The sequence below is a fragment of the Psychromarinibacter sp. S121 genome (assembly GCF_049801035.1).
Taxonomy (GTDB): Bacteria; Pseudomonadota; Alphaproteobacteria; order Rhodobacterales; family Rhodobacteraceae; genus Psychromarinibacter.
Genome location: NZ_JBNAGE010000002.1, coordinates 75,590 through 92,254 on the forward strand (window position 1 = coordinate 75,590; position 16,665 = coordinate 92,254).

At 65.4% G+C, this 16,665-nt stretch carries 16 protein-coding genes and 1 pseudogene; 10 read left to right on the top strand and 7 right to left on the bottom strand.

All coding sequences use genetic code 11. The features are described 5' to 3' along the window. The first annotated feature begins 8 nt into the window (after nucleotides 1-8). Nucleotides 9-1,148, top strand: coding sequence for a glycosyltransferase family 2 protein (locus ACP156_RS08685; protein WP_425050914.1), 1,140 nt, complete (start codon nucleotides 9-11; stop codon nucleotides 1,146-1,148). Nucleotides 1,149-1,151: 3 nt separating this feature from the next. Continuing rightward, the gene (locus ACP156_RS08690) at nucleotides 1,152-2,312 is read left to right on the top strand and encodes a glycosyltransferase 87 family protein (protein ID WP_425050915.1); all 1,161 of its coding nucleotides are present in this window, start codon (nucleotides 1,152-1,154) and stop codon (nucleotides 2,310-2,312) included. Here the strand turns inward: ACP156_RS08690 and ACP156_RS08695 are convergent. The 3 genes from ACP156_RS08695 to ACP156_RS08705 all read right to left on the bottom strand — a co-directional run bounded on the left by ACP156_RS08695 (nucleotide 2,309) and on the right by ACP156_RS08705 (nucleotide 4,965). Then, nucleotides 2,309-3,139 carry an NlpC/P60 family protein gene (locus ACP156_RS08695; RefSeq protein WP_425050916.1) on the bottom strand — a complete coding sequence of 277 codons (831 nt, stop codon included), beginning with the start codon at nucleotides 3,137-3,139 and terminating at the stop codon, nucleotides 2,309-2,311. The genes ACP156_RS08690 and ACP156_RS08695 overlap by 4 nt on opposite strands. Then, nucleotides 3,136-4,521, bottom strand: a complete 1,386-nt coding sequence (locus ACP156_RS08700; protein WP_425050917.1) for a leucyl aminopeptidase family protein — start codon at nucleotides 4,519-4,521, stop codon at nucleotides 3,136-3,138. Before ACP156_RS08700 ends, ACP156_RS08695 begins: the two co-directional genes overlap by 4 nt. Nucleotides 4,522-4,587: 66 nt before the next feature. Then, nucleotides 4,588-4,965, bottom strand: a complete 378-nt coding sequence (locus ACP156_RS08705; protein ID WP_425050918.1) for a hypothetical protein — start codon at nucleotides 4,963-4,965, stop codon at nucleotides 4,588-4,590. A 148-nt stretch (nucleotides 4,966-5,113) separates the two neighbouring features. Here ACP156_RS08705 and ACP156_RS08710 point away from each other — a divergent pair, with 148 nt between their 5' ends. The 3 genes from ACP156_RS08710 to ubiB all read left to right on the top strand — a co-directional run bounded on the left by ACP156_RS08710 (nucleotide 5,114) and on the right by ubiB (nucleotide 8,128). Then, nucleotides 5,114-5,764 carry a carbonic anhydrase gene (locus ACP156_RS08710; protein ID WP_425050919.1) on the top strand — a complete coding sequence of 217 codons (651 nt, stop codon included), beginning with the start codon at nucleotides 5,114-5,116 and terminating at the stop codon, nucleotides 5,762-5,764. Between the two features lie 87 nt (nucleotides 5,765-5,851). Beyond that, the gene (ubiE, locus tag ACP156_RS08715) at nucleotides 5,852-6,595 is read left to right on the top strand and encodes a bifunctional demethylmenaquinone methyltransferase/2-methoxy-6-polyprenyl-1,4-benzoquinol methylase UbiE (RefSeq protein ID WP_425050920.1); all 744 of its coding nucleotides are present in this window, start codon (nucleotides 5,852-5,854) and stop codon (nucleotides 6,593-6,595) included. 3 nt (nucleotides 6,596-6,598) lie between these two features. Next, nucleotides 6,599-8,128, top strand: a complete 1,530-nt coding sequence (ubiB, locus tag ACP156_RS08720) for a 2-polyprenylphenol 6-hydroxylase (protein ID WP_425050922.1) — start codon at nucleotides 6,599-6,601, stop codon at nucleotides 8,126-8,128. Between the two features lie 9 nt (nucleotides 8,129-8,137). On the opposite strand, the gene ACP156_RS08725 is transcribed toward ubiB, so the two are convergent. Together ACP156_RS08725 and ACP156_RS08730 are read right to left on the bottom strand one after the other, a co-directional pair. Next, nucleotides 8,138-8,812, bottom strand: coding sequence for a flagellar hook capping FlgD N-terminal domain-containing protein (locus ACP156_RS08725; RefSeq protein ID WP_425050923.1), 675 nt, complete (start codon nucleotides 8,810-8,812; stop codon nucleotides 8,138-8,140). A 12-nt stretch (nucleotides 8,813-8,824) separates the two neighbouring features. Continuing rightward, nucleotides 8,825-10,615, bottom strand: a complete 1,791-nt coding sequence (locus ACP156_RS08730) for a flagellar hook-length control protein FliK (protein WP_425050924.1) — start codon at nucleotides 10,613-10,615, stop codon at nucleotides 8,825-8,827. 117 nt (nucleotides 10,616-10,732) lie between these two features. Between ACP156_RS08730 and ACP156_RS08735 the strand changes: the two genes are divergently transcribed. Beyond that, nucleotides 10,733-11,029 (top strand): rod-binding protein, encoded by a 297-nt coding sequence (locus tag ACP156_RS08735; protein WP_425050926.1) that lies wholly within the window; start codon nucleotides 10,733-10,735, stop codon nucleotides 11,027-11,029. After that, entirely contained in the window at nucleotides 11,016-11,366 is a 351-nt protein-coding gene (locus ACP156_RS08740; protein WP_425050927.1) for a hypothetical protein, read from the top strand. The genes ACP156_RS08735 and ACP156_RS08740 overlap by 14 nt, the downstream gene beginning before the upstream one ends. Before the next feature lie 223 nt (nucleotides 11,367-11,589). On the opposite strand, the pseudogene ACP156_RS08745 reads toward ACP156_RS08740, so the two are convergent. Both ACP156_RS08745 and ACP156_RS08750 read right to left on the bottom strand, forming a co-directional pair. Beyond that, nucleotides 11,590-11,715 (bottom strand): annotated as a pseudogene (locus ACP156_RS08745) (chemotaxis protein MotB); the annotation flags it as partial. A 153-nt stretch (nucleotides 11,716-11,868) separates the two neighbouring features. Further along, complete coding sequence (locus tag ACP156_RS08750; protein ID WP_425050928.1) at nucleotides 11,869-13,452, bottom strand: GMC family oxidoreductase; 1,584 nt, start codon at nucleotides 13,450-13,452, stop codon at nucleotides 11,869-11,871. 174 nt (nucleotides 13,453-13,626) lie between these two features. Here ACP156_RS08750 and ACP156_RS08755 point away from each other — a divergent pair, with 174 nt between their 5' ends. The 3 genes from ACP156_RS08755 to ACP156_RS08765 all read left to right on the top strand — a co-directional run bounded on the left by ACP156_RS08755 (nucleotide 13,627) and on the right by ACP156_RS08765 (nucleotide 16,364). Next, nucleotides 13,627-14,559 (top strand): VOC family protein, encoded by a 933-nt coding sequence (locus ACP156_RS08755; RefSeq protein ID WP_425050929.1) that lies wholly within the window; start codon nucleotides 13,627-13,629, stop codon nucleotides 14,557-14,559. A 3-nt stretch (nucleotides 14,560-14,562) separates the two neighbouring features. Beyond that, nucleotides 14,563-15,186, top strand: coding sequence for an alpha/beta hydrolase (locus tag ACP156_RS08760; protein ID WP_425050930.1), 624 nt, complete (start codon nucleotides 14,563-14,565; stop codon nucleotides 15,184-15,186). A gap of 170 nt (nucleotides 15,187-15,356) precedes the next feature. Further along, nucleotides 15,357-16,364, top strand: coding sequence for a LacI family DNA-binding transcriptional regulator (locus tag ACP156_RS08765; protein ID WP_425050931.1), 1,008 nt, complete (start codon nucleotides 15,357-15,359; stop codon nucleotides 16,362-16,364). The last annotated feature ends 301 nt before the right edge of the window (nucleotides 16,365-16,665 follow it).

Genomic DNA, 16,665 nt, shown 5'->3' on the forward strand with positions numbered 1-16,665 from the left:
TGCCCCGCATGACGTCCGTGCTTCCGCTTACGGACCCGGCGCCGCCCCTGACGGCGCAGCTGTCCAGCCCGGAACTGGCGGTGATCGTTCCCACCTTCAACGAGGCCGGCAACGTCGCCGAACTGGTGTCGCGCATCGAATCCGCGCTGGACGGAATCGCCTATGAGTTGATCTTCGTCGACGACAACAGTCCGGACGGCACCGCCGAGCGTATCCGGGACCTGTCCCGCGACCGGCCACACGTGCGCTGTCATCAGCGGATCGGGCGACGTGGCCTGTCTGGCGCGGTGATCGAGGGCATGCTGGCCACCACCGCACCCTTCGCCGCCGTAATCGACGGCGACATGCAGCACGACGAGACCCGTCTGCGCGCGATGCTGGACCTGTTGCGGTCGGGCGCCGCCGACGTTGCCGTCGGCTCTCGGTATGTCGACGGCGGCGGCACCGGAAACTGGTCCGAGGACCGTCGCCGCGCGTCGGAACTGGCGACGCGGCTGGCGCGGCGCATGACCGGGCTGGCGCTGTCCGACCCGATGAGCGGCTTCTTCATGCTGCGGACGGATGTCCTGCGCGCCCGTGCGCCCCGGCTGTCGACGCAGGGCTACAAGCTGCTTCTGGATCTGCTAGCGACGCCGGGCGAGCCGCTGAAGGTGCAAGAGATTCCATACGTCTTCCGCGCCCGCACCCGCGGCGAAAGCAAGATGGACAGCAAGGTGCTGATCGACTTCCTCGAATTGCTGCTGGCCAAGTCGCTGGGCCGCGCGGTTCCGGTGAAGTTCATCCTGTTCTCGATGGTCGGCGCATTGGGCGTCGTGGTCCACATGGTGATCCTGTCGCTGGCGTTCCAAGGCCTGGACCTTGGCTTCGGCGCCGCGCAGGCACTGGCGACCTTCGTCGCGATGACGGTGAATTTCTTCATCAACAACGTCTTCACCTACCACGACCGCCGCCTGCGCGGCTGGAAGCTGTTGCCGGGCTGGCTGTCGTTCTGCGCCGCGTCCGCCGTGGGCGCGTTGGCGAACGTGGGCGTCGCCGTCTACCTGTTCGACAGCTTTGGCGCGGTCTGGTGGGCCTCGGCGCTTGCGGGAATCGTCGTGGGCGCGGCGTGGAACTATGCCGTGACGGCGCTTTACACTTGGAAATCATAGAACGTGCCGCCGACCGCGCGCCTTCTGGCATGGACCGTCGCGTTGGCGCTGCCGGTGATCGCGCTGGCAGTCGGGCTGACCCATGACCACGCGGATTACCTGAAACAGTGGCTGATGGCGGCCGAGGGCATCGATCCGTGGATCACCGCGCTTGGCGGCCGGGAACTTGCCGCGCCGAACGCCTATGGTCCGCTGCACCTGCTGCTGGCCCCGCTGGCGGCTTGGCACCCCCTGCTGCCGAAGTCGGTCTTCGCGCTGTGCGCGGTGCTTGCTTTCGCGCTTCTGCTGGCCGAGGCAGGTCGTCCCGACGCGCGCCGCGTCCTGTATCTGGCGCTTCTGTTCCCGCTTGCTCCGCTCGTCGTGATCGCGGTCCTGATCTATGGCATCAACGACATCGTTCCCGCGCTGCTGACGATGGTGGCCTGCTCGAGCTTTGCACGGAACCGGCGCACCACCGCCGGGATCCTTCTTGCCTTCGCTGGTCTCTACAAATTCTACCCGCTCTTGTTCGCGGGCTTCCTGACCTCTCGCGGAGACGGCCGACTGGACCTGCGCGTGCCGCTTGTCGCCGCAGCGGTCTTCGCGGTCGGCATGGCGGCAGCCTACGCTGTGTGGGGCGAAAGCCTGCTGACCCCGCTGCGTTTCGGGTCGGACCGGCCACCGAAGATGCTGTCGATCCTGCGCCTGTTCTATCAGTTCGAGCCGCTAAAGACCTCGGGCTGGATGGAATTCCTGCTGGCCAAGAACAGCCTGTTCGTCTTGGCAACAGCCGTTCTGGTCGCGCTGCACGGCTGGCTGGCGCGGCTGGACTGGGAAGTCACGCTGCTGATCGGCATCCTCGCCGTCTTTGCCGTCTACAAGGTCGGGCACGCTCAGTTCTACGTGACGTGGATCGGGGTGCAGGCGTGGATCATCGCCCGGTCACCCGACACTACGCCCGGCCGCGTTGCGCGGGGCTTCCTGCCGCTCGCGGCAATTCTGTCCCTGTACGAATTGCTCTATTTCGCCAGCGGCTTCACTCATGACGGCCACCTGGGCGGGCCGTGGTATCCGCTGCGGTGGGGCGGGTCCGTGCCGTTCCTTCTGACCCTCGGCTGGTGCGTCTGGCAGACACGGGAACAGCTGTTTCGCCCGTGGCGCCGACCCTCGGGATTACGGCTTTAGCCGAGCCGTCTGCGATGGGTCACCGGCCCGTCGCCCTGCGCCTCGATCCGCAGAATGGCCTTGTCCAGAGGCTCGTACGCGACGGCCATGTGATGTGCGTTGGCATGCAGGATCACGTCCGGGTCCACCACCATCGCCACATGGCCCTTCCAGAACAGCAGGTCGCCGCGCATCAGCGGCTCGGCTTCCGGGATCTCGTGACCCAGCACTTCCTGCTGGTCGCTGTCGGCGGGTGCCTTGATGCCTGCGGCCAGCAAGGCACCCTGCACAAGCCCGGAGCAGTCGATCCCGCGCGCGGTATTGCCGCCCCACAGATAGGGCGCACCGAACATCAGTTGCGCGGCGGTCACCGGATCGGCGAACCGCTTGTCGATCGGCCAGAGGTGCGGCTTGGGGATATAGTACCCGTCCGCCGTCTCGAAGAACTTCGGCTGATGCGTCACCACGCTGACATGCGCGCCGAACGGCAGGTCCATCACCTGCGGCACCTTCATGTCCGGCTCGGGATAGGCCTGCGAGCCGGGAACCGCCACCCAGTGCGTCGGCGCGGCATCGGCGGGGCCAAGATCGCCCTCGGCCACATAGCCCACATAGTCGTCCTTGGCCGCCTGAACATAGGCAAAGCCCTCGTACCGTTCGTAGACGGTGACGGCATCGCCCAACAGCAACTGCCGGTCACGCCGCCCGCCCGGGCTGCGCCACAGGTCAGCGACGGCCACCGCGATACGCGCCGGCGTGCCCTCGACAAAGGCTGTCGCCTCGACCTGACCCTTCAAATGCGCCGCGGCGACGCGGCCGTTCGCGGGAAGCAGCCGGCGGTCGGTCACAGGCCCAGCACCCCGGGCAGCGCTTGCAGGATCGCCCGCGCGCCTTGTCCGACGCCGCCCTTGGGCCGCGCGGGCGCCCCCGCGGGCTGCCAGCCGTAGATGTCGAAATGCGCATATCGGGCCGTTTCAGTGACGAAACGGCGCAGGAACAAGGCGGCGGTGATCGACCCCGCGAAGCCGCCCTTTGGCGCGTTGTCCAGATCGGCGATGCCGGGCTCGATCATGTCCTCGTACGGCGTGTGATAGGGCATTTCCCACACCGGATCCGCGATGGCGGTTCCGCCCGCCCGGATCGCCGCCGCCAGCGCCGGGTCGGTCGCGTAGAACGGCGCGATATCCGGGCCGACAGCGACCCGCGCCGCGCCGGTCAGCGTCGCCATCGAGATCAGCAGGTCCGGCGGCGTCTCGTCCGCCAGTGCCAGCGCGTCCGCCAGCACCAGCCGACCCTCGGCGTCGGTGTTGTTGATCTCGACCGTCAGGCCCTTGCGCGAGGTCAGGATGTCCTGCGGACGGAACGCGTTGCCCGCGATGTTGTTCTCGACCGCCGGCACCAGCACGCGCAGCTGCACCGGCAGTTTCAGCGCGCCGATCATGCTGGCAAGGCCCAGCACGGTCGCCGCGCCGCCCATGTCCTTTTTCATCAGCCCCATCGACGCGCCGGGCTTGATGTTCAGCCCGCCGGTGTCGAAACAAACACCCTTGCCGACCAGCGTGACCGTCGGCCCCTCGGTCCCCCAGCGCATGTCGATCAGGCGCGGCGCGGATGCGGCGGCGCGGCCGACCGCGTGGATCATCGGGAAGTTCGCCTCAAGCAGTTCGCCGCCCGTGGTCACCTCGATCTCGGCCCCGATGTCGGACGCCAGATCGCGCGCCGCTTCTTCCAGCGCGTCCGGCCCCATATCGGCGGCTGGCGTGTTGATCAGGTCCCGCGTCAGCGCCTCGCCCGCCGCGATAGCCTCTAGCCGAGCGGCATCCACGCCGTCGGGGGCGACCAGCGCCGCGCCTTCCGGCGCCGTCGCCCGGTAACGGCCGAAGCGATAGCGCGATAACAGCCAGCCCAGCGCATTCTCGTCCCGGTGGCCGGGTTCAAGCGGCGTGACCAGCCGATACGTGCCCTCCGGCAGGGCGGTTTGCGCCCGCGCCAGCGCGAAACGGCCGCGCGCCCGGTCCGCGGCGGTGCCAAAGCCAACGGCGGCCGCGTCGATCCCGCCATCCTCTGCCGGGATCACAAGCACCTTGCCCAGCGCCCCGTCAAAACCGTTCGCCTCCGCCCACAGGCGGACCCGATCGGGTTGCGCGGCGGCCCAACCCTCGGCCTCGTCCCGCGGGACGATGTGCAGCGGGATGGCGTCGGGGCTGTCGGAAGCGAAGCGGAGAGACATGGAGCGAACCTTCAATTCATGGATCGCCCAGACCCTAGCCGTTCCCCCTGCCGCGGCAAGCCCCCATCAGACCACCGGCACCTGCGCGTCCCAGACCGCGCACAACGAGCCTTCGCCCAGCCGTTGCAACCGCTCGATGATCGCCGCCAGCGCCGCTTCGTCGCCCGCTGCACACAAAGCGATCACGTCCCCGGCGACGTTGCGAACCTGCGGCATGCCCAGCCGTTCCGCCGTGCCCTGCAGCGCCAGCGCCCGCATCCGCAACGCGCGCCGGTCGCCCATTTCCCAAGCCACGCGCGCCTCTTGCAGCAGCAGCGCAAGGTCTTCCATCGCGATGCCCAGCGCGATTTCTCCATGTTCCGGACCCAGCCTTCGCCAGAACCGTTCCAGCCTGTCGAACTCCAGTCCCACGACCTCGGCCGGTCGCAGTTTGCTTACCCGCATCGCCCTCTACCCCGGTGGAAAGCCCGCTCACCCACCTTCCTCTTGCGCGACGCGACCCAAGATTTCGTTGATCCGGCTTTGAATTCTCGCTCGAATTTCTTGAAAATGCGTCCTAGGAGAAGTCAGGACGCCAGTTGCGGAGAACGAGATGAAAGAGGCCAAGCCCCTGCCAGCCTATCTGTCCACCCGCTATCAAGGGTGGAAGGCGACGACCTATTCCGAGAACAAGGCGTGGTACCGCCGCCTTGCCGAAGAGGGTCAGCGCCCCCGCGCCATGATCATCTCGTGCTGCGACAGCCGGGTGCATGTGACCGCGATCTTCGAGGCCGATCAGGGCGAATTCTTCATTCACCGCAACATCGCGAACCTCGTACCGCCGCACAAACCCGACGGCCAGCAGCACGGCACCTCGGCGGCACTGGAATACGCGGTGACCGCGCTGAAAGTGGCCAATATCGTGATCATGGGCCACTCAAGCTGCGGCGGCGTTCAGGGCTGCCACGACATGTGCTCGGGCGAAGCGCCGGAACTGGAGGACGAGTCGTCCTTCGTCGGCCGCTGGATGGACATCCTGCGCCCCGGCTACGAGAAGGTGAAAGGCATCGAAGACCGCGCTGAGCGTCTTAGGGCGTTGGAACAGCAGGCTATTCTCACCAGCCTTGAGAACCTGATGACCTTCCCCTTCGTGGTCGAAGCGGTCGAGAACGAAAAGCTGTCGCTGCACGGGGTCTGGAACGACATCGCGAATGGTGAACTGCTTTGCTATGACCCCAAGTCCGAAAGCTTCGTCCCGGTCTGATCCGGGGCGGCCTGCGACCTCATCGGCATTTGTGTCCCGCCGCAATGGGCTATATCGGAACGTGACACGGCTAACCGGGCGGATGAGATGACGGAAAAGACGACGCATTTCGGCAACGAAACCATCCCCGAGGAGGAAAAGGCCGGGCGCGTCCACGGCGTCTTTACCTCGGTCGCATCGAAGTATGACGTGATGAACGACGTCATGTCGGTCGGCATCCACCGCGCCTGGAAAGACGCGATGATGGACTGGCTGGCGCCTCGGGACGGCCAGCGCCTGCTGGACGTGGCGGGCGGCACCGGTGACATCGCTTTCCGCTTCCTTGGCCGCGCGCCCGGGGCCAGCGCCGTGGTCTGCGACATGACCGAGGGCATGCTGATCGCGGGCCGCAAGCGCGCCGACGCCGAGAAGATGGCCGACCGGCTGGACTGGGTCGTCGGCGACGCGATGGCGTTGCCGTTCGAGTCGAACAGCTTCGATGTCTACACGATCAGCTTCGGCATCCGGAACGTCACCCGCCCGCAAGAGGCCCTGAACGAGGCCTATCGTGTCCTCAGACCCGGCGGGCGACTGATGGTTCTGGAATTCTCGCAGCTTCCCAACCCGGGGATGCAGAAGCTTTACGACATGTACTCTTTCAACGTGATCCCGCGCATGGGCCAGTTGATCGCGAACGATCGCGACAGCTATCAGTACCTTGTGGAATCGATCCGCAAATTCCCCGACCAGGAAACCTTCGCCGGCATGATCCGCGACGCCGGGTTTGATCAGGTGAAGTACCGCAACCTCACGATGGGCGTCGCCGCGCTGCATTCCGGCTGGAAGATCTGACCCTTGCGCGGACCCCACAACATCTGGCGGCTGGTCCGCACCGGCGCGACCATGGAACGCACGGGCGCGATGGGCGTCGTGCTGGACGCGATGGACGCGCCGCCGATGCTGCGGGCTGCCGCGCGCATTCTGGGCTGGCCGTTCAAATGGCTGGGATATAGCGGCGATCCGACGATGCCGCCGGTCACCCGGGCGCTGACCGCGCTGGGACCAGCCTACATCAAGTTCGGTCAGATCCTGTCGACCCGCCCTGACGTGGTCGGCGCCGATCTCGCGAAACAACTGCAGGTTCTGCAGGACAAGCTGCCGCCGTTTCCTGTCGTGGTCGCGAAGAAGACCATCGAAACGGAATTGCAGCACCCGGTGGAAGAGATCTTTTCCGAGTTCTCCGAACCCGTCGCCGCCGCCTCGATCGCGCAGGTGCATCGCGCACGGCTGGTCGACGATGGTCGCGAGGTCGCGGTCAAGGTTCTGCGCCCGGGGATTGAACGCGCCTTCCGTAAGGATGTCGACGCCTTCTATTTCGCCGCCGATATGATCGAACTGCTCTCCCCCGCCTCGCGACGCCTGCGCCCGCGCGATGTGATCGAGCATTTCGAAGGCGTCGTTCTGGGCGAACTGGACCTGCGCATGGAAACGTCGGCGGCCGCCGAGTTCGCCGCGAACACCGCTGGCGACGAAGGGTTCCAAGTTCCGCAGGTCGAATGGTTCCTGTCCGGCCGCCGCGCGATGGCGCTTGGCTGGGCCGAGGGCATCGCGTTGAACGACCTCGACGCGATCGACGCTGCGGGTCACGACCGCCGCGCGCTGGCCGAGCGCGTGCTGCAACTGTTCCTGCGCCACGCGCTGCGCGACGGCTACTTCCATGGCGACATGCACCAGGGGAACCTGAAGGTTGCGCCGAACGGCGACCTTATCGCGCTCGACTTCGGGATCATGGGCACGATCGACGAGTACACCCGCCGGGTCTATGCCGAGATCCTGTTCGGCTTCATCCGCAAAGACTATCGCCGCGTGGCCGAGGTGCATTTCGAGGCCGGATACGTTCCTGCCGATCAGGATGTTGACGCCTTCGCCCGCGCGCTTCGGTCCGTGGGCGAGCCGATCTTCGATCTCGACGCCTCGCGCATGTCGATGGGCCGGCTTCTGAACCACCTGTTCGAAGTGACGGAACGGTTCGGAATGGAAACCCGAACCGAGTTGATCCTGCTGCAACGCACGATGGTCGTGGTCGAGGGCGTCGCCCGATCGCTCGACCCGCATATGAACATCTGGCGTGTCGCCCAGCCGGTCGTCGAAGATTACATCAAGCAGAACGTCGGCCCCCGCGCTCTGTTGAACGACCTGTCCAGAACGCTTGCCGTCTTGTCGCGGATCGGCCCGCGCCTTCCGGAAATGGCCGAAGCCGCTTTGACAGACCGCAAGGGCGAACCGCAGCGCCCGGCGCAGCCGACCTATTGGCAGGCGCTGCTGTACGCCGCGATCGGCGGCGGACTGGTCGCGTTGGGCGTCTGGATCGGCGTGGTCATCTGAGGCGCGCATCTACGGTTCCCTGAGACCGGTAACCTGATCAACCGGCACTTCGATCCCGCCCGCCGTCACCAGCACCGCCTGATCGCCACCGCCGCGCGCCTCGGTGATGCGCGTATAGATTTGCGCCGTCTCAACCGCCTCCAGCCCGTCCTCCGTCCAGCTTTCGACGGTGAACCCATAGCGCCCTTCCGGGACGGGAAGCCCGCTTGCGGTGGCGCCGTCCCATTCGATCTGCGCCGCGCTGGTAGGTATGGCCACGCGCTGAACCTCAAGGCCGTTGCCATCCCGGACAACAAGGAAAGCCTCTGTCGCGTTGGGATCCGGGTCCGAGGCAACGGTGATCGCAGAGCCATCGAAATAGGCGTCGACCGGCGCGCGGGCGTCTTTGCCGATCCAGTCGGCATAGGGACCGATACCGGAAAGCCCCATTTGGGACTGCAGCTGCTCCAGCAGCTTGTTGGTGTAGACGGCCTGTTCAACGCCCGAAAACGTGGCAAGTTGAACGGCAAAATCCTCTGCTTTCACCGGATTGAGCGGGTCCTGATTCTCCATCTGAACCGTGAGCATCTTTAGAAACGTCTCGAAGTCGGACGCGATCGTCGGTTCGTCCGTGGCCCGCACCGGCGCCGGGTCCGCTGAAAGGACAGTGGCAACCGGCGATGTCTGAGTCTGCGTGATCTCCATTCGGGTAACCTCCTAAAGCCGGATATCCATCCTGTCGGTAAGCGTAATCCTCACCGGCGCGGGCTCGGCTGTGTCAGCCATATCCGGTGCCCCGCCACCGGATCCGCCACCAGCGAAGCCCTGTCCGCCATTTGCCGACGTCCCCTCGCCGCTGAACCTGAAGCTGACATCGCGATAGCCGAGTTGCCGGAATTCCTGCGCCAGCGTCTCGATATGCCGGCGCAAGAGCTCCGCCGTTTCGCTGCGCTCGACCGCCAGCGAGACCTGCATCGCCCCCTCGCTGCCCGCCATGGTCATACGGACCCGCCCAAGCTCGACCGGCTCCAGCACCAGTTCAACCGGCCGGTCCGGGTTGCCGCGCGCGGCCTCCAGAAGCTGGATGGCCAGTTGCCGGGGCAAGGCGGGGTCGGTCGCTATACGCGTTGCAGGCAAAGGCAGGGTGCGCTCTTCTGGTGATGAGGCCGCGGACATTTCCATGGCAGGGCCGTCCGGCGAGACGCTGAATACGCCGCGCTCCATTTCCGCTGGGACTTGCGGTGGCGAAACAGCGGGCAGGACCGATGGCATACCCGCGGCAGCCGGCACCATGGTCGGCGCCGGTGGCGCCATGGGTGCAGCGGATTCCACGCGAAGTTGCCCCTCGCTGGTCGGCTGCGCTGTCCTTCGGTTCGAGCCGGGCAATACTGCAGGGGCTCCCGGAACGGGCGCTACAGCCGGGACAACATGCGGAGCCGGTTCACGCGGCAGAGGCGCGTCGGACTTTCCCTGTTCTGGAACGAAATTTAACTCAGGATCCACACCCGCTGCCGGCAACGCTGACACACCGGCCTGTCCCGGCCGCGTGTCCGAACGGCTCTCTGCAATGGTCCGTGCGGGGCGCTCGGCGCGTAGGGGCTCAATCACGCCCCCGGCTTTGCTGGCATCCCCGCCGGGCACCTTCCCATCAACCAAGCGCGGGCTTTCCGCCGCCAATCCATCGACGGTTTGCGATCGCATCGATCTTGCGAGTTCCGGGTTCGCTGAGATGGACGTTTCCGAAACCGACTCGACGTCGACCAGAGATATTCCTGCCAAGCCGTTCGACACTGGCAACGTGGCCGTCGCCGTATTGGGTAACTTATCGGAGTAGGCGGTTTTGTCGGGGTCGCGGGCCGAGTTAACCGCCCTATCGGGCTCACCGGCCATCTTCGCTGGAGCGGCAGAGATTCCAGTCAGTTCGGCTTTGCCGTGAAGCGATCCGGCATTCACCTGCCCCGACCCCGTGGAAGCGCCGGGTGTATCCGTTGCGACGCCGAGAGCCGTCGCGCCCGTGGCCAATCTGTCCGCCAGCGGAACCACCGCCACTATCGATTCCGCGATCCGGTCAGAAACCTCGCCTTTGGGTTCGGTATTTATCTCAACTTCTATTGAAATAATGGATTCCGTCGACTTATCGGGCTTTGAAAGCGCCGTCGTATCCTCGAACCCATCGACATCTACCCCGGGGATTTCTTCGCGATTCACTTCCGCAGGCGTTGGTGTGACCTCGACGTCATTTCCCTCAATTGTTCTGTGTTTTCCAAGGCTTTTCAGATCGAGGTCATTCACAGATGTGCCTGCCAGAACCCTTGCGGCGTCCGGCGCGACCGCGCCTTCCACGCCCTCGCCCAATGAATCAGACCCGACGCTTTCGTCCTGCATAAGGAAAGATGAGAACGGCGTCGCGGCGTGTGTATCCTTCTCAGTCGCGCCGCCTGTCAGGCGGGCGGCACCCTTGCCCGGCGCGGGGTTCAGGATCTCTGTCATCTGGATAAGCTGCATCATCTGCCCCGGGCGTTCTTCCTCGGCCAACGGGGCGCTTATCTTCGAGATTGATTACCAGTTCTTTACCGGTGGCGGTGCATAGAAGCCCAAACTAGTTCGCATTTAAGGAACCGCCGGATGCCCGTCATCGAAGGACCACCCGCCCTGCCCATCGCGCGAACCGCCCCTCCGGTCGACGACGACGCGCCCCTGCGCGAAGCGGCGCGCGCGCTTGAATCGACGTTCTTGGCGGAAATGCTCAAAGCTGCACGGTTCGGCGAGGCGCGGGACGCCTTCGGCGGGGGCGTTGGTGAGGATCAGTTCACATCTTTCCTCGTTCAGGCGCAGGCGACCGAAATGGTCGCGGCAGGCGGGATCGGTTTGGCCGAATCCCTTTTCGAAGCGTTGAAGGACCGTCGCGATGGCTCTGTTTGAAGCCGCTGATCCAGTGACTGCAATGGAAGACCTACTGGCGCGCGAGCGCGCGGCGATCCTGCATGGGGACTTCCCGGCGCTCGACAAGTTGGCGAGGGAGAAAGAGAGGATGGCATCCCGACTGCAAGGCGCCGCGGCAGATCCCGGCAGCTTTGAGCGGCTGCGCAAAATGTCGGACCGAAATGGCCGACTGCTGGAGGCGACGCGAAAGGGGCTCGTCGACGCCCGCCAGAAGATCAAGGCGCTGGACGCTCCGCAGCAGCTGCATACCTACGACGCCTCTGGTCGACGGACGATCCTGACCCAAAGCCCCAAGGCATTGAAGAAACGAGGATAGCCCATCTGCGCGGCAGCTTTGCCGCCGTCGGGCCGATGCGGTGTTAATGATAAGTTTTAGCGAAAACACCCGAAGCGGACGCGGGAAATTCACATTCTATTACCGATTTCATCCGAGAAACGGCGTCGCACCCGACGGGGTGGCGCGTGATCCGAACACCCTCACGCAACAGTCAGAACGGCATTGGAACCGCCCCGACGGGGCGCAATCGGAACTCGGCGCGAAAATCCGCGCCGTTCGAATGAAGGAACAACTCTATGGCAACCTTCCACGCCCCACCGTGGTGCCCGCCGCCGCCGACGACCTTTTTCCTTTTGATGATGACGGGCGCGTTTCCGTTCCCGCTCATCCATCCACCTCGTTCCCGAGCCCCCGTAGTTGCCTTAGCAAAGGGCGGTGAACGTGGCCTTAACCGGGCCGATCTTCGGGGTCGCGACGGCGAATACCGAGACTTTCTTGGTAAATCCCGGGAATTCCTTGGTGAACCCCAGCGCGTGGCGCCCTAGGCAAGGATCATCGACGCGGCTTTCTCGGCGATCATGATCGTCGGGGCGTTGGTGTTGCCGCTGGTGATTGTCGGCATCACGCTGGCATCCGCCACCCGCAGGCCCTCAACCCCGCGCACACGCAGGTTTGCATCCAGTGGCGCGGCATCGTCGGCCCCCATTCGGACGGTTCCGACGGGGTGGAAGATCGTCGTCCCGATATCGCCGGCGGCGCGGGCAAGATCTTCGTCGGTCTCGAAATTGGTGCCCGGCTTGAACTCTACCGGATCGTACTGGGCAAACGCTGGCTGGCCGACAATCCGCCGGGTCAGTCGGATCGAGGCGGCGGCAACCTGACGGTCCCGCTCGGTCGTCAGATAGTTCGGCCGGATCTCGGGCGCGGCCTGCGGGTCAGGCGAAGCGATGCGCACGTGTCCCCGGCTTTCGGGGCGCAGGTTGCAGACACTGGCCGTGATGGCGTCGAAAGCGTGCAAAGGCTCTCCGAAGGCGTTCAGGGACAGCGGCTGCACGTGATATTCCAGATCAGCGGTCGCGACATCGGGGCCGGATTTGGCGAAAGCGCCAAGCTGCGACGGCGCCATCGACATCGGGCCAGAGCGGAACAGCGCATACTCGGCGGCGATCTTCGCCTTGCCGACTATCGTGGCGGACATAGTGTTGAGCGTCTTGGCGTTCGAAACCTTGTAGGAACAGCGCAGTTGCAGGTGGTCCTGCAGGTTCTCGCCAACCCCCGGCATCTCGTGCACCACGTCGATCCCGTGTTCCTGCAACAAGGCGCCGGGCCCGACACCCGACAACTGCAGCAGTTGCGGAGAGCCGATGGCGCCGGCGGCCAGCACGACCTCGCGCCGGGCGCGGATCTGGCGCAGCGCGCCGTTCTGGCGGAACTCGACGCCCACCGCGCGGCGGCCTTCGAACAGGATGCGGGTCGCCTGCGCATCTGTCTCGACCTTCAACCCGCCGCGACCCTCGACCGGACGAAGGAATGCCTTGGACGTGTTCCAACGCCATCCGCGCCTCTGGTTCACTTTGAAATAGCCGACGCCCTCGTTGTCGCCGGTGTTGAAGTCGTCCGTGCGCGGCAGCCCCGCCTGCTCGGCCGCGGCCATGAAGTCATCGAGGATCTTCCAGCGCAGTCGCTGTTCCTCGACCCGCCATTCGCCGCCCGCGCCATGCGCTTCGTTCTCGCCGCCGAAATAGTCCTCGGACTTGCGGAACCACGGCAGCACGTCGTCCCAGCCCCAGCCCGGAAGGCCCAGCTGGCGCCAGTGATCATAGTCCGCCGCCTGTCCGCGCAGATACAGCATGCCGTTGATGGACGAGCAGCCGCCAAGGATGCGCCCGCGCGGATACAAAAGCGAACGGCCGTTCAGCCCCTTTTCCTCGGCGGTGCGAAACCCCCAATCGGTCCGGGGGTTGCCGATGCAGTAGAGATAGCCGACCGGGATGTGCACCCAGTGATAGTTGTCGCGGCCTCCGGCCTCTAGCAGCGTGACGCTGCCCTTCTCGCTCAGCCGGTTCGCCAGCACGCAGCCAGCCGAACCTGCTCCGACGACAACAAAGTCGGTCTCCCCTCCCATCTGCACACCCTCCCCAAGGTCATTGATCACATTTGTGCGATCACGCACAGACTCCCTGCCCGCACGCTTCTTTTCTCCGCAGCATAAATGACGACATTCAGGGACGAAGCACAACGCGCCGACATTCGGTGCGTCAATCAGAGGCACCGGAAGGCCGGTGCAAGGAGAGCTACCATGCTGACGCAAATCAACGGGCTGCACCACGTGACCTCGCTTGCCAGCGGTGCTCAGGCGAACAATGCCTTCTTCACGAAGGACCTCGGCCTGCGCAGGGTCAAGAAGACCGTCAACTTCGACGCACCCGAGGTGTACCACCTGTATTACGGCGACGAGACCGGCACCCCCGGTTCGGTGATGACCTATTTCCCCTTCCCCCATGCCGCGCGCGGCCGCCCGGGTCTGGGCGAGGTCGGCACCACCGTCTTCGCCGTTCCGAAAGGCACCCTTGGCTATTGGCAAGAGCGGTTCGAGACACTCGGTACGCCGGGCCTCGACCGGTCGAGCAGCTTCGGCGAAGAACGGCTGCACTTCACCGGCCCTGACGGCGACGCCTTCGCCCTTGTCGAAACCGAGGACGGGCGCGCCCCGTGGTCCGGCAACGGCGTGGCCGCCGACGAGGCGATCCGCGGGTTCCACTCGGCACACCTGCGCGTCAGCGATGGCGGCGCGACCGAGGAACTGCTGAAGTTCATGGGCTACGAGGAAGACGACCGTGACGGCGACACCGTGCGGCTGCGCATTCCGAACGGCAACGGCGCCGACGTGATCGACCTGCAGACCCTGAAGGGCGCGAACTATGCCAAGCAGGGCGCGGGGTCGGTTCACCACCTGGCGTTCAGCGTCGACAACCACGAAACTCAGCTTGAGGTGCGCAAGGCGCTGACCGACACCGGGTATGGCGTGACGCCGGTCATCGACCGGGATTACTTCTGGGCGATCTACTTCCGGTCGCCGGGCGGGGTCCTGTTCGAAGTGGCCACCAATGAACCCGGATTCGACCGGGACGAGGACACCGCCCACCTGGGCGAGTCCCTGCAACTGCCGAACCAGCACGCCCACCTGCGGAAGGTGCTGGAAGAGAAGTATCTGGAACCGATCGAGGATTGAGCCATGAGCTACGTCTACAAGGAAACGAAGGGGGCCGACGGCGGCCCCCTGCTGTTCACCTTCCACGGCACCGGCGGCGACGAGTCCCAGTTCCACGGGTTGGGAGAGCAGATCCTGCCCGATGCGCACATCGTGTCGCCGCGCGGCGACGTGTCCGAGAACGGCGCGAACCGTTATTTCCGCCGCGCCGCCGAGGGCGTCTATGACATGGACGACCTCGCCACCCGTACTGCGGCGATGGCGAAGTTCGTCGGCGGCTTCCCGTCCGGCGACCATCCGGTGATCGGGCTTGGCTATTCCAACGGGGCGAACATCCTTGCCTCGGTCGCGATGGCGGAGCCGGGGTTGTTCACCGATCTGGTGCTGATGCACCCGCTGATCCCGTGGGCGCCCGATCCGGTGCCGGGGCTCAAGGGGGTGAACGTGCTGATCACTGCCGGGCGCCATGACCCGATCTGTTCGCCCGCCGGCACCGACTTTCTTGCGGACTGGTTCCGCGAGCAGGGAGCCGAGGTGACGCTGTACTGGCACGACGGCGGTCACGAGATTCCGCAGGCCGAGGTTCAGACCGTGGCGGAATTCCTGCGGACCGTCGACAACAAGTGGCGCCGACTGCATAGTCTCTGAGCGCCGCGCCCGCTGCCCGGGCAACCGGGCAGCGTTTTTGCGCCTGCAGAAGCTGCGCCGCAGCGTAAGGCTTACCTTCCGCGACGTCCCGGTCTATCCATAAAGGCGGGGAGAAGGGTCTTAGAGCCCGCGTGACCAATCACGCGGGTCGCTTGCGCAGGACGTATCTGATGGGAAAACGCGCGACGATCCGTGACGTGGCCGAGAAGGCCGGTGTGTCGAAATCCACCGTGTCTCTTGTACTTCACGACTCGCCACTGGTGCGGGCCGAGACGAAGGCCGCCGTCGAAAGCGCGATCCAAGAGCTTCACTACGTCCGCAACCGCGCCGCCGCCGCGCTGCGCAGTTCCAACACCGGGCGCATCGGCATCGTGGTCAACGACCTGCGCGTGCCCTTCGTCACCGATTTCGTCGCCGCCGCACAGCATGCCCTGATGAAGCGTGGCATGGCGGCGCTAATCGCGGACTCCGCCGAAGACCCCGACATAGAAGATCGCGCCGTCCGCCTTGCGCTGGAACAGGACATTGCCGGACTGCTGATCGCACCGTGCCGCAGTTCCGAAGCGCCGGTGTTCAGCACCATCCTCGCCACCGGCATCCCGACGATGCAAGTCTTGCGGCAGGGCGACAGCCGCGTGGCGCAGCTTCCGTTCCATTCCATCGACTACGCGATCGGCAGTCACCTTGCCGCCCAGCACCTGCTGGATCAGGGCCTGACCGAGATCGCCTTCGTCGGCGGCCACGCCGGCCACCAGATCTCGCGCGAGCGGGCGTCGGGCTATCGCGACATCATGCAGGTGCATGGCCGCAAGGCGCTGGTGCTTCAGGGCGGGTCCGACCGCACCTATGGGCGCGAGGCGATGGAACTGATCGCCCGCGACCATCCGGGCGTTCAGGCGGCGATCTGCATCAACGACCGCGTGGCGCTGGGCATGGCCGCCGCCGCGCAGGGCGCCGGACGGACCGTGGGCAAGGATTTCTGGATCATCGGTTTCGACGATATCCCGGAATGCGCGCAGGCCGAGCCGCCGATCACCTCGGTCCGCTGCGATGTCGACGCGGTGGCACGCGCCTCGGTCGATGCGCTTCTCGGCTGGATCGAGAACGCGGTGCCGCCCGAGGAACTGGTGCGCCATCCGGTGAAGCTTCAGGTCCGCGAGTCCAGCAAGGTCGGCTAAGCCGCCCTTTCACGCGCGTCTCCATCTTTGTCATGGCCCGCGACCCGCAACGGTGCGGCCCGGCTTGGACTGCTGTCAGTATATAATAGTACGCCACACTCGGCCCAGGTCAGCCGGAAGCGAGTCGCTTCGTGGCCAGAGGCGGGCACCAGACGCCGCAAACTCGGCGCATTTCAATTGTGGCATACAACCTAAAAGAGAACTCGCCTGACTCCGGCGCAGTCGAAATCGTTCAAATCCTAACGGTCTGAGAGTCCGATTTCCGGGCCCCTCTAACCCCTTTCACATCGATCTGGACGCC